9 protein-coding genes are annotated in these 12,952 nt (G+C 52.0%); 6 read left to right on the top strand and 3 right to left on the bottom strand.

Going from position 1 to position 12,952, the window contains the following annotated elements; translation table 11 throughout:
- Positions 1–69: 69 nt before the first annotated feature.
- Both AC0QH1_RS19190 and AC0QH1_RS19185 read left to right on the top strand, forming a co-directional pair.
- The gene (locus AC0QH1_RS19190) at positions 70–891 is read left to right on the top strand and encodes an alpha/beta hydrolase (RefSeq protein ID WP_324632877.1); all 822 of its coding nucleotides are present in this window, start codon (positions 70–72) and stop codon (positions 889–891) included.
- Between the two features lie 226 nt (positions 892–1,117).
- Positions 1,118–1,747 carry a precorrin-8X methylmutase gene (locus tag AC0QH1_RS19185; protein ID WP_324632876.1) on the top strand — a complete coding sequence of 210 codons (630 nt, stop codon included), beginning with the start codon at positions 1,118–1,120 and terminating at the stop codon, positions 1,745–1,747.
- A 58-nt stretch (positions 1,748–1,805) separates the two neighbouring features.
- On the opposite strand, the gene AC0QH1_RS19180 is transcribed toward AC0QH1_RS19185, so the two are convergent.
- Positions 1,806–2,489 (bottom strand): phosphate ABC transporter permease, encoded by a 684-nt coding sequence (locus AC0QH1_RS19180; RefSeq protein WP_324632875.1) that lies wholly within the window; start codon positions 2,487–2,489, stop codon positions 1,806–1,808.
- 157 nt (positions 2,490–2,646) lie between these two features.
- A complete protein-coding gene (dapB, locus tag AC0QH1_RS19175; RefSeq protein WP_324632874.1) occupies positions 2,647–3,474 on the bottom strand; it encodes a 4-hydroxy-tetrahydrodipicolinate reductase in 828 nt (275 codons plus the stop codon).
- 410 nt (positions 3,475–3,884) lie between these two features.
- Here dapB and AC0QH1_RS19170 point away from each other — a divergent pair, with 410 nt between their 5' ends.
- From AC0QH1_RS19170 to AC0QH1_RS19155, 4 genes are all read left to right on the top strand, one after another.
- Positions 3,885–6,788: a CHASE2 domain-containing protein gene (locus AC0QH1_RS19170; protein ID WP_324632873.1), complete on the top strand. Its 2,904-nt coding sequence runs from the start codon at positions 3,885–3,887 to the stop codon at positions 6,786–6,788.
- Positions 6,789–7,394: 606 nt separating this feature from the next.
- On the top strand, positions 7,395–8,492 hold the full coding sequence (gene bchI / locus AC0QH1_RS19165) for a magnesium chelatase ATPase subunit I (protein WP_442957337.1): 1,098 nt from the start codon (positions 7,395–7,397) through the stop codon (positions 8,490–8,492).
- Positions 8,493–8,637: 145 nt separating this feature from the next.
- Positions 8,638–9,132: a crossover junction endodeoxyribonuclease RuvC gene (gene ruvC / locus AC0QH1_RS19160; protein ID WP_324632872.1), complete on the top strand. Its 495-nt coding sequence runs from the start codon at positions 8,638–8,640 to the stop codon at positions 9,130–9,132.
- A 628-nt stretch (positions 9,133–9,760) separates the two neighbouring features.
- Complete coding sequence (locus AC0QH1_RS19155) at positions 9,761–12,133, top strand: sensor histidine kinase (RefSeq protein WP_324632871.1); 2,373 nt, start codon at positions 9,761–9,763, stop codon at positions 12,131–12,133.
- Positions 12,134–12,157: 24 nt separating this feature from the next.
- On the opposite strand, the gene AC0QH1_RS19150 is transcribed toward AC0QH1_RS19155, so the two are convergent.
- Positions 12,158–12,715 (bottom strand): FHA domain-containing protein, encoded by a 558-nt coding sequence (locus AC0QH1_RS19150; protein ID WP_324632870.1) that lies wholly within the window; start codon positions 12,713–12,715, stop codon positions 12,158–12,160.
- Positions 12,716–12,952: the final 237 nt, after the last annotated feature.

The following is a 12,952-nucleotide window of genomic DNA, read 5'->3' as shown; positions in this document are numbered from 1 at the left end:
GGGGAGAACTCCTCCCTACGCATAAATGACGAGGGTTTCCGTTCTCCCCCTTACCAACCCTAATTTCTGATGAACAAGAAAATCATAAAACGTCTTTTAATTGGCGAATTTTCTTTAAAACGGCTGATGATTTCGGTGCTTTTTATCTATGCAGCAATTGGAAGTTATGGGTATTTTTTGTCAGATTGGATGATTTTTAAACCGCAACCTGATAGCTATCAAGACAGCGGCGATATTCTCAAACTAAAGTCTGGGAAAGGCAACTTAATTTCGGCAATATATTTGCCCAATCCCCAGGCGACTTATACCATTCTTTACAGTCATGGAAATGCAGAAGACTTGGGGGACATCCGCCCGGTCTTGAATCGAATTCGCCAGATGGGCTTTTCCTTGTTTGCGTATGACTATCAAGGATATGGAACCTCCGAAGGCAAGCCCTCGGAAAACAATGCCTATGCAGATATTAATGCAGCCTATGCTTATCTGACACAGAAACTAGGAAAATCACCGGAGCGAATTATTATTTACGGACGGTCTGTGGGTGGAGGGCCTGCGGTCGAGTTAGCAACCCGAGAACCGATCGCCGGTTTAGTTTTAGAAAGTGCCTTTACCTCAGTTTTCCGAGTTATCACCCAAATACCGATTTATCCCGTGGACAAGTTTAATAACATTCAAAAGATTAAGCAGGTGGATGCACCGGTGCTAGTGATTCACGGAACTGAAGACGAGGTGATTGCATTTTGGCATGGAGAGAAACTGTTTGCGGCGGCGAACGAACCCAAGACCTTTTTTCCCGTGCAAGGAGCCATGCATAATAATGTGATGGGGGTGGCCGGCGATCGCTACGCCGAGACCCTGCGCGAATTTGCCGCCGCCATCGAAGCCGAATAATATCAGCTAACAAATTCGCAATTGCCAACTTCAGAGAAAAATCCCAGGGGGATTGACGAATGGGGGAAAGGGGGATTAAATCAGCAGATAGAGGGAGAGCGTAGGCTGGTATGATTCTGAAGAAAGGCAAGCTGCCTGCTGGAAACAGCAATAGCACGGATGCCAGAAACAGAAAAATTCCGGCAATGGTGCTTGAAAATAAACGATTAATAGTAAAACGCTTAACATGGAATGGCACGCAACCGATGCCCAGAGTTTGGCAATTATTGACAGCGAAATCGGCGAGCACGTCTTCTCGCCGGCAGAGTACGAGATTGTCCGGAGGGCAATTTATGCCACCGCCGACTTTGAATACAAGTCCCTGATTCGCTTTTCTGACCAAGCCCTGCAGGCGGGTGCGGCGGCGTTAGCGGCGCGGAGTACGATCGTGGTAGACGTACCGATGGTGCAGGTTGGGATTACGCCGCATATTCAAACCACCTTTGCCAATCCGGTTTACTGTTCGATGGAAGCACTGACCCGGCCCCAAAAAGAGAAAACCCGTGCTGCATGGGGGATTGAGACCCTTGCGAGGCGCTATCCCGAGGGAATTTTCGTCGTGGGTCAGGCTCAGACAGCCCTAACCGCCCTCGTGGAATTAATCGAATCCGAGGAAATCCGACCCGCCCTCGTGATCGGAACCCCCTCCGGATTTGTGGGAGTAGATGCAGCAAAAGCGAGACTCAACGACTCGATGATTCAGAACATTCGAGTAGACGGGAGAAAAGGCAGTGCGGTAGTTGCGGTTGCCATAGCCAACGGGTTAGTGGATTTAGCGTGGCAGGCATACGGACAAGAAGGCAGGGGGATTATTTGACAGCAGTCAAAACTGGCGGGTGGACGCCCACCCCACCTCATCCCTGCACCCTTCCGAGTTAACGGCGTTTAGCGCGACGTTTGGGAGAGCGCCGATCGGCCTGGTAGCCGACCTCTTGAGAGACTTCTTCAAATAAATCGCGTCGCAAGTAGGGATAGTCGCTGACCCAAAAATTAATCCGGGGCAGAAAGATATCCGAGACCTTAGCAATGCGACCGAGGTCCCCACGGTTAGACATCACGAGCATTTCAGCGATATCCCCCGGAGCGATCGCCTTATGTTCGCGACGCAGGGGAACCCGAATGATGGTACTAAACCCAGTTTCATCACCCACCTCCAGATTCAGCCGCCGCTCGCGGTTTTCCACGATCACCAGCTCTCCGCGCTGGTTGACCGTTTCCTCCGTGCCCACCACATCTTCCGTGACGAAAACATCCAAGACCTCTCCTTGCCAGAAGCCACTGTATTTGTAGCGACGGCACTCGTAATTGCGACGAGCGGCGGAAGCGACCGGTCCCCAGAGCCAATACAGACCGATCGCGATTCCCAGGAGCAGCAGAAAAGGACGCCACTCATCTGGCAACAGATTCACCAACAACGTCAAACTTAAAATCCCGACCACAGAAATCAGCAGTCGCTGTAAAAAATCATTAAACTTGCCCCAAAAATAGAGATATTGAGCGCCAGTGGCGATGGCAGGAATCAGGGCATGAAAGGTTTCGCGAGTTAACGGAACTAGCATGAGCGAACGATAGGTAAGGGAAATTCTCGAGCAAACAAATAGAACGATCGAACAGCGCGAAGAAAGAAGTTTTGAGGCGGGGAATGGAGAGACTCCACTCACCCAACGCTCAAAACGCGAATCCAACCCCGGAAAAATCTTCGTTTAGAGAGTCGGGTTACAGGAGTTTTTCCAGACCATAGATCGTAGTTTTAAGTTGGAGGACCTTGCGAATAGCCAGGAGAACTCCCGGCATGTAGCAGGCGCGATCGCTGGTATCGTGACGGAGGGTATAGACCTGGCCCGGTGCGCCAAAAATCACCTCTTGGTGAGCGATCGAACCCGGGAGGCGGAGGCTGTGGATCCGGATGCCCTCGTGGATCTGGGTGCCCCTGGCCCCAGAGAGCTTTTCCGTTTCCTTCACGGCGGGGACATTATAAGTTTTCCCCAATTCCGCCAGCATTTGAGCCGTTTGAATTGCGGTACCGCTAGGGGCATCAGCCTTTTGGTTGTGGTGACGCTCGATAATTTCCACATGGTCGAAATATTGAGAAGCCGAGATCGCCGCTTGTTGCAGCAATACCATCCCAATCGAGAAATTCGGAACGATAACACAACCGATGCTCGCCTTTTCAGAAAACTCAGCCAGCTCATTAATTTGTTGCGGACTCAACCCCGTCGTGCCCACCACCGGGCGAATCCCATAGGCGATCGCGGCGCGGGTATTTTCATAAACCGAACTCGGGTGAGTAAAATCCACCATCACCCCCGGTTGTTTTTCCTGAACCGCCATTCCCAGAGTGCCCTGCAGGTCATTAATAATGGGAACTTCCAGCGGACCGCAACCTGCCACTTCGCCCACATCTTTGCCCATATACTCCGGATTGCGATCGACCGCTCCCAAAAGCATCATATCTTCAGCTTGGGCAACCGCCTTGACCACTTCGCGACCCATTTTACCGCCTGCCCCATTCACAACCACTGGGATAGGAAGTTGATTCGCCATAATCGAAAAATCCCCTTGAAGCTAACAAAGGAATTTTACCTTGGGAATGAACATGCAAGCCTAAAATAGCAACTAGAGAACACTCAGAAACTCGCCATCTGGCGAAAGACAGAGCCGACTTTCACTCGGGCGGAACAACCAACCTCCCCAGGTGATGTGCTACCAAGGAAGAGAAGACCCAACAAACCCGATCCGATTCTTGCCCGTCACGCGCCAGAGCCAGAGAAAAGTTGCGCTAGCGGCGTCCAAGACGAACGACGAGGGTGCATGTTCGATGGTCCCAAACATTCTGGAGGCGTTAGATGCGACCCCTACACCCCATACCACCATTTTCCCATCCCAAATTACCCCACGAAATGCAAAAATCTTCCTTTTAACCTTTGCAATCACTTCCTCCCCAATCAAACCCAGTGATTTCTCAACTTTGCCAAAAAATCAGTTCGATTTGGTCTGTGGTGCATCGACAGATAGGCGAAAGCCGACTCAACCGGATACAACCGGCATTTGGCTCCGTCTTCATTGCCTGCTTGCTCGTTTCCGGGGTCACGATCGCCGTGCGGGTAGCGGGTGGATTTCAATACTTAGAACTGGCCAACTTTGACTGGATGATGCGGTCTCGCTTGGGCGATCGCGATCCGGATGAGCGCCTGTTGCTCGTCACCATTACCGAGTCCGACATTCAAAACCAGAACCAGTGGCCCTTGTCCGATCGCGCGATCGCCACAGTATTGCAGGAATTATCCCAATACGACCCGGCGGTTATCGGACTCGACCTCTATCGCGATGTCCCGCACGAACCCGGTCATCAAGCACTGCTCGCACAGCTCGAAAAAACCCCCAATCTCATCGGCATTACCAAACTCCCGGACGCCCAAGAAGCCGGGGTGCCCCCGCCGCCGATGCTATCCCCGGATGCTATTGGATTTAACGATATCGTCAACGATCCCGATGGCGTGGTGCGGCGCAACTTACTCTTTGCCTCCAGCCAGACCAACGGTTTATCCTATTCCTTTGCCTTGCGCGTGGCGCTGCGCTACATGCAACAGCAAGACATTTCCTTGGAAAATAGCCCCGCCAACCCGTTGCACATCAATTTCGGCAAAGTCCGATTAAAGCCGTTACAGTCCAACTCTGGCGGCTATCAAACCATTGACGCCAACGGCTACCAAATCCTGCTCAATTATCGCTCTCCCGGCGCGATCGCCCCGGAAATTACCCTCACCGAAGTTTTAAACGGCGAAATTGACCCCAATCTCGTCAAAGATAAAATCGTCCTCATTGGCACCACTGCCCCCAGCCAAAAAGACTTATTTTTCACCCCCTATGGCGTGAAAACCGAGCGCGAAAACCTGCAAATGCCAGGGGTAATCATTCACGCTCAGATGCTCAGCCAACTGTTAAGCAGCGCCTTGGATGGACAGCCCTTGTTTTGGTATTGGCCCGAGTGGGTGGAAATCCTCTGGGTGGTGAGCTGGTCTTTTGCCGGCGGAATTATCTCGTGGCGCATGGAGCATCCCCTGGAATTGGGAGTCGCCGTTATGCTCGGTTTGGTAGGCATTTACGGGATTAGTTTTGGCGTATTTCATGGAGCCGGTTGGCTCCCCGTCATTGCCCCCGCCGTGGCATTTGCCAGCACCCTGAGCACAGTGGTGGTTTCCAAGTTACTGTATTATGCCTTTCACGATCGCCTCACCGGTTTGCCCAACCGCTCCTTATTTATGAAGCAACTGGAGCGATCCCATGCCAGAGTGCAAATCAAAACCCAAAAATCTCAGCCCCCGCAGGAACGCCCGGTTCCACACTCGGCAGGGGACTTAGAAAACCAGCTTTCGGTGGAGATCTGCGCACTGAATCCGCGTTCCACCCTTTCTACCTTAATCGCCGTCCTGTTTTTAGATCTCGATCGCTTCAAAAATATCAACAATGGACTCGGACATGACTTAGGCGATCGCTTGCTGATCGCGATCGCGGAGCGCATTCGCAAAACCCTAGCCCTTCAGCAGCGCTGCGGTCACTTTTCCACCGTGGAAATCGCCCGCGTCGGCGGAGACGAATTTGCCATCCTCCTCGAAAACCTCGACAGCGAACAAGAAGGCATTCACATCGGCGAAAACCTCTGCCGCCAACTGACTTTACCCTTTCACCTCCAAGGTCAAGAAGTCTTTACCACTGCCAGTATGGGAATGGCCCTCAGTCAGGGAGAAGAAAAACGCGATTTACTGCGCGAAGCCCATACCGCTATGTATCGCGCCAAGGCCCTGGGCAAATTACGTCCCGAGGTCTTTGAAAGCAAAATGCAACAAAATGCAGTGACCCGCTTTAAGCTAGAAACTGACCTGAGACGCGCCCTCTCCCAATGGGTGAAAAGTCCTGACGGTTCTGCATTCACCGATCCGGCTGGGGGTCGGCGAGCAGATGGCTGTGGGGTCTGTGCGGCACAAGAAACCCCCAATGGCAAAGCGGGGCAACCCCAGGCACAAATCCAACACTGTTTTTCGGGCACTGCGGGAAAACAGGCTAACGGTGCGAATGGGCGATCGCTCCCCACTGCCCCATCCCTCGACTCTGAATTCGTCCTCTATTACCAACCCTTAATCTGCTTGAAAACCGGAAAAATAGCCGGGTTTGAAGCTTTGGTTCGTTGGCTGCACCCGGAACGGGGAATGGTCTCTCCGGGAGAGTTTATCCCGATTGCAGAAGAAACTGGCTTGATTATCTCCCTCGGCGAGTTAGTCTTGTGGATAGCTTGTTGGCAGACTCGCCAGTGGTCCGAACAGTTCGATCGCTCTACACCCTTAATGATGAGCGTGAATCTCTCCGGGAAACAGTTCGCCCAACCCAATCTCATTGAGGTGGTCCAACAAATCCTTCGCGAAACCAATATCGATCCGAGCTACATCAAACTGGAAATGACCGAAAGCGTGGTGATGGATGACGTAGAGTTGGCCATTGAAATGCTTTGCTCCCTCAAAGGGTTAAACCTGAAGCTCGGCATTGATGATTTCGGCACGGGATATTCTTCGTTGAGTTACTTGCACCGATTTCCCACCGATACCCTAAAGGTGGATCGCTCCTTCGTCAGTCGGATGAATGAGGGAGATGAAAATGAAGCCATTGTGAAAACGATTATTACCTTGGCTCATAACTTGAAAATGGACGTGATTGCCGAAGGGGTGGAAACCGCCGACCAAATGGAACGCCTGCGATCGCTCGGTTGCGAATACGGTCAAGGGTATTTCTTCGCCAAACCGTTACCGCCAGATGCCGCTACAGAATTGCTCGCCTCCGATCCCACCTGGGGCTTTAACACTTAAACCCGAAAATCGCTTTCTTTGAACCCTCTGCATTGTCCCCCTCGCCGCGATCGCCGCGTGCTGCATGGGTAGACAAACGACAAACAACCACAGATCGCGAGACAATGAAAAACGCTATCCTTGAACAAACGCGATCGCACTCTCCATCCGTCGCGATCGCACGGTGGAGTCAAGACGGGGTGATTTTGCCTCCCCCAAGCAGAAATGCTCAACGCAGTTCAGCGCCGGAGTTGGTAGAGGAAAAATCGCCAAACTCTGGTAAACTTGTACCAGCTCAATGGGTACGGTAAAGGGCGGACACAGATTCCGAGCAAACCGGAGACACGACCCATTTGGCAAGGCTGGATGCCCTGTAAATCCTGGTATCGCCCAATTAGTAAATCTAGGGCGCTAGGTTAGAATCCAAGGACAATTCATTTTCTCAAATTAGCTCCAGACGGAAACGATTTGGAGGCGCATCTGGGCAAAAGCTTCCAGTGCGCGGTGAGAATGCCACCTGACTGGGATACGGGGAGCGGGCCTGACAGCCCACCGCCCTACCGGGACACCTCCACCTTGCTCCAGCAGGTGGGGGAGCATTCATATATTAGTATTTTAGGTAAACAAGTGAGTCCGACTGCCCAAGCTATTCCAACCCCTACCGCGATGGCGCGGCGTGCTGTCTTTCCTTTCACGGCAATTGTCGGTCAGGATGAGATGAAGCTGGCACTGCTGCTCAATGTAATCGATCCCAAGATTGGCGGGGTGATGATTATGGGCGATCGCGGCACTGGCAAATCTACAACGATTCGCGCACTCGCCGATCTGCTTCCCGAAATCGAAGTGGTCGCTGATGACCCCTTTAACAGCGATCCGTCGGATCCGGAATTGATGAGCGACAGCGTGCGCGATCGCGTCGCCAATAACGAATCCTTACCGGTGATGCGGCGCAAAGTGCAGATGATCGACCTGCCCCTGGGGGCCACCGAGGATCGCGTTTGCGGCACCATCGATATCGAAAAAGCCCTCTCGGAAGGTGTAAAAGCCTTTGAACCGGGACTGCTGGCAAAAGCCAATCGCGGCATCCTCTATGTGGATGAAGTCAACCTGCTTGACGATCACCTGGTGGATGTGCTACTCGACTCGGCAGCTTCTGGCTGGAACACCGTGGAACGAGAAGGGATTTCCATTCGCCACCCCGCGCGATTCGTCCTGGTGGGATCCGGGAACCCGGAGGAAGGGGAACTGCGCCCCCAATTGCTCGATCGCTTCGGGATGCACGCGGAAATCCGTACCGTGAAAAAACCTGCTTTGCGGGTGAAAATCGTCGAGGAACGCTCGGCATTTGACCAAAATCCCAAAGTCTACCTGGAACAACGCGCCCAAAAGCAAGAAGATTTGCAACAAAAGCTGATCGAGGCGCAAAATCTCTTGCCTTCGGTGACGATGGACTACGATCTGCGGGTGCAAATTTCCCAAGTTTGCGCCGAACTCGATGTGGATGGTTTGCGCGGCGATATCGTCACTAACCGGGCGGCGAAGGCGATCGCAGCTTTGGAAGGTCGCACGGAGGTGACGGTGGATGATATCCGCCGCGTGGTGACGCTATGTCTGCGTCACCGCCTGCGGAAAGACCCCCTCGAATCGATTGACTCGGGTTATAAGGTGCAAAAGGTCTTCTGCAGCGTCTTTGGCGTGGAAATGCCGGAAGAAGACAATGCCTAAGCTCTGAGATTTCTTCGTTGCGCTTTAGCGTCCCTAGCGGCGCTAAAGCTCAGGGCTTTGACCGGGATGAAACCAACAAGCAATCACTCTACAATGTAATATTCACTACCCTCCTTCAGCCGTTTTCCCACAGATTTATTCACTCATGGAAAAACGCATCCTGGGCCTCGACCCCGGGTTAGCTACTCTCGGATTTGGCGCGATCGCCTGCGAATTGGGCCAAGGTCGAACTGGCGCGGATAAGGTCTCGATTCTCGATTTTGGCATCATTCAAACCCCCGCCAAGCAACCGATGGGCGATCGCCTTCGCACCATTTACGACGATATGCAAGCCCTGGTAGAACAGTTTCAACCCGACCTGGTTGCGGCAGAAAAACTCTTCTTTTATCGCATGGGCAACACGATTTTAGTGGCTCAGGCCCGGGGGGTCATTCTGCTCGTATTGGCCCAGCATAATGTTCCCGTGGTGGAATACACCCCCGCCCAAGTTAAACTCGCACTCACCGGCTATGGCAATGCGGAAAAATACGACGTCCAAGAAGCGGTCGCTCGCGAGTTTAACTTAGAGAAAATACCGAAGCCCGATGATGCAGCCGATGCTTTAGCTGTGGCGCTCACTGCATGGTTTCAGGCAGTTTAAATCCAGGCATAAAAACATGATAAAAAGCGCGATATTTGAGGGAATATCGGTAAATTTTCGGAAATTATAAGCCGACAAAACAGCTCGAAACTGGGGAGCGGGATACGTAGAATTACCGACTGGAGCGCCGAGGGATGTGGGTAAAATCAACGAATTTTCCCGGGGAATTGTGCAGTAACAAAAAACAATAAAATGGGAGTGAGTAGTCCGGTGCAGCAAAAGCGGGATGCAAGGCGAGGATTTCTTGGGATTGTGACTGGAAAGCAGCATCTTCTATGACACAGATCACTGCAAAATATGGAGAGTGGGTTAATCTAAATTGGAATCGATTAAACATAAATCGCCTGTTACCCGAGAAGGTTGCAATGTCTCGTCTCCGAATGAGGTTATGTCGCCAATTCTACGAATGGGGTCAAATCGAGGCTGGATGCGCTCAGAAAAGGGGGTATGGGGATAGACATTGTGGCAACCGAGCCGAAGTTCGCATCCGGGGTAGCGATCGCGCCATAATTGCGGCGATCGCTTCGGGGCCTGATTCCCCACTGGGGGAGTTCGGGAGGATTAGACGACTTTCGCGAGGCGATCGTGGCAGTTGTAAGGGCATCTCATGGGCTAGGGAAGAAAAAAAATGCGCCAAAAAAAACAGCAGGTACAGCAGAGCATAATAGGAGAATGGGAACAGCGCTACCACCAATTAGGGGAGATGATTCCAGAGGCGATCGCCTTGGTGTGCGAAGCGCGAGTTTCTTATATTAACCGAGCGGGGGTGCGATTATTCGGTGCCGCTACACCGGAAGAATTAATCGGTCAACCCGCACACAAGTTGGGACTTCCTACCCTCGATCCGACCTCGGACGTACAAAATCCCACCCTCACCCAGTGCTTCCGGGTGGATGGCAAGACGGTGCAGGTGGAATTGCGCGGCTGCTTTTGTAGCTACAAAGGTAAGCCTACTATGCAGTGGGTGGGGCGAGAGATTTCCCCGATTCGAGCACCGGAAACGGCGGGGCAATCGGCAGATGGAAAACTCGACATTTTCTTCGATCGTTGTCCGGTGGCGGCGATCGAGTGGGATCGCGAGTTGCGGGTGTGTCGGTGGTCCGCCCAAGCCGAAACCCTCTTGGGGTGGCGTGCCTCGCAAGTAGTGGGCAAGCATCTCAGAGACGGGATTTTGGTCTATCCTACAGGGGCGGACTCAATGGAGGAAGCGATCGCCGATTTGCGGCAGGGGAGAGCGCGCCACACCCGGATCGAAGCCCGCTATTTGACGCCTTCTGGCAGAAGTATAAAATGCGAATGTTTGCTGTCATCCGTGGTAGATCCGGGAGGGGAACTCCGCTCTATTCTATCTTTTGTGACACCAGAGCGGGATTCTGCCCACTCCCGCCAACTAATGCAGGCCAATCAATCCTTGCAAACCGAGGTAGAAGAACGCACGGCGGCGTTAAAAGAATGCAACGATCGCTTTGTGGTAGAAGTGGTGCAGCACACTCTGGCCAAACGCTCTTTGGAAAAGCACTTAGCGGCGATCGAATCCTCTATCGACGGCATTGCCCTGCTCAACAGCGATCGCGAATATATCTATCTCAATCCGGCTTATGCCAAACTCTACGGCTACGATCGCCCCAGCGACCTGCTGGGCATGAGCTGGCAAAACCTATATCATAACGCACAATTCAGCGCATTTCAAGATACCTTGCTGCCTTTTATCAGCGAGAGTCAACCCTGGCGGGGAATCGCCAAGGGAATTCGTCGCGATGGCACGGAATTCTATCAAGAAGTCTCCCTCACCGCACTAGAAGACGACGAACTAATTTGCATCGCCCGCGATATCAGCGATCGCCACTCCGCCCAACAGGGACTGCAACAAGCCAAAGATCGACTGCAAGCGGTATTAGATGCCGTCCCCGGAAGCGTCGCCTGGATTAGTTCCGACTTGCATTATATGGGAGCCAACAAATTTTTAGCCGCTCAGTTTAATTTAACCCCAGAAGACTTTATCGGTCAACCCCTTGGCTTTCTCAAAAGTACGCCGGAATTGGGCGAATTTATGCAGCGGTTTTTTGCCGATAGCGATTGGCAAGCCTCCCGCGAAATTGAAAGCCACTATCAAGGTCAGACGCGCAATTACTTGCTTGTGGCGCAAAAATACGACAATGGAAAGGCAGCGGTTTCCGTAGGAATTGACATTACCCACCTCAAGCAACTCGAAAGCAAACTGCGCGATTCTTTAGCCCAAGAAAAGCAACTAGCGCAACTGCGATCGCAGTTTATTTCCATGACCTCCCACGAGTTTCGCACGCCCCTGACTACCATTCAATCTTCCACGGAATTACTACAGCATTACAGCGATCGCTTCTCTGCAGAAAAAAAGCTCAAGCACTTCGATCGGATTCAAATGGCGGTGAAGCGAATGACCGATTTGCTCGATGATGTACTGATTATTGGCAAAGCAGAAACCGGCAAACTTCAATTCCAGCCCCAACGACTTGATGTCAAAGCATACTGCGAGGAATTGGTGGAAGAACTGCAACAGAGCGATCGCGATCGCCACCCCTTTGATTTCACTTTTAACGGCACCTGCCACTCGGGGTGGATGGATCGAAAACTCCTGCGGCACATTCTCGTGAATTTGCTCTCCAATGCTCTCAAGTATTCTCCCGAAGGCAAGCCGGTTCGCTTGGCGCTAAATTGCCGCGATCGCCAAGTCACGTTCCACATTCAAGACGCGGGAATCGGCATTCCCAAAGACGACCAAAAACGGCTTTTCGAGACCTTTTATCGCGCCACCAATGCCACAAAAATTGAGGGAACCGGACTGGGATTGGCCATTGTGAAAAAATCGGTAGAGTTACACGGCGGCACCATTTCCGTCCACAGTGAAGTAGGAAAAGGAACGACCTTTATCGTCACCTTACCCTTGCCGATTGAACCACCAAAAGCCCACCCTCTAGATGAAGAAAAGCAGATCGGCACCAACGGAAACCTCGCTTACAATTAAACCGACAAGGCAAGATATAACCTATCATTCACTATTGCTTGACATGACCACACTTTTTGCCGAACTCAGAGAGGAACCACACCAGGGACAACCAAAATCCAGTAACTTATTCGGAGAGACTTTCTTGCAGTTGGGACATTCCAATCCGTAAGTGGGGAGGGGTTTACGCGCGGGGCGACGGCGACGGCTTTTTTGCCCCACCAATTCCTTTCCTGAAGAGTTAGGCGAGAGCATCACTGCAGCCGGATCTCGCGGATCGATGGCAATCACTTTCAGTTTCACTTGTCCCAACAGAATAATGCTGCCTTGACGTAAACTGGCACTGCCTTTGGTGAATTTATGGCCATCCACCGTGGGGGGATTGGTATAGCGCAGGTTCCGCAAGTAAAAACTATTTTTTCCGTGGTGGTAAAAGATTTCCACATGCAATCCCGACACGCTTGAATGCAGTAAAACGATATCGCAGCGAGTCGGATCTCGACCGATTCGCACGGTACCGGGGTTTTTGCTTGGCTGATTGTCCCAAAGGGTCTGAACTCTGACCTCTCCGGCTTCTACCCATCCTAATGTTAATTCGTGCATAACTCTCAAAGGCTCTCCTACTGTGGCAGCATAAATATCGACCTACCCGCGCTCGGGTGAAATTCGATCCGGTTTGGCAAGAACGATTGTTATTCTAAATGCGGCATGTGCCGCCGCTTCGCTCTCCGAGTTCCGGAGAGTATTTCGATTATCCCAATAACTTCGGGGAGTGTCTGCGATCGGATGTCATTTTAGGGTGGCATTTGATTTGCCAATACCTATCTGGGAATGTCGTTA

The sequence above is a fragment of the Phormidium sp. CCY1219 genome, assembly GCF_055795085.1.
Note: the sequence above shows the minus strand (reverse complement) of the source record. Positions and strands in the feature narration are given on the sequence as shown.

Excerpts from the sequence above, each read along its gene's own strand:
- AC0QH1_RS19190 (WP_324632877.1), top strand. The coding sequence starts at position 70 with ATGAACAAGAAAATCATAAAACGTCTTTTAATTGGCGAATTTTCTTTA.
- AC0QH1_RS19185 (WP_324632876.1), top strand. The coding sequence starts at position 1,118 with ATGGAATGGCACGCAACCGATGCCCAGAGTTTGGCAATTATTGACAGC.
- AC0QH1_RS19180 (WP_324632875.1), bottom strand. The coding sequence starts at position 2,489 with ATGCTAGTTCCGTTAACTCGCGAAACCTTTCATGCCCTGATTCCTGCC.
- dapB (WP_324632874.1), bottom strand. The coding sequence starts at position 3,474 with ATGGCGAATCAACTTCCTATCCCAGTGGTTGTGAATGGGGCAGGCGGT.
- ruvC (WP_324632872.1), top strand. The coding sequence starts at position 8,638 with ATGGAAAAACGCATCCTGGGCCTCGACCCCGGGTTAGCTACTCTCGGA.
- AC0QH1_RS19155 (WP_324632871.1), top strand. The coding sequence starts at position 9,761 with ATGCGCCAAAAAAAACAGCAGGTACAGCAGAGCATAATAGGAGAATGG.
- AC0QH1_RS19150 (WP_324632870.1), bottom strand. The coding sequence starts at position 12,715 with ATGCACGAATTAACATTAGGATGGGTAGAAGCCGGAGAGGTCAGAGTT.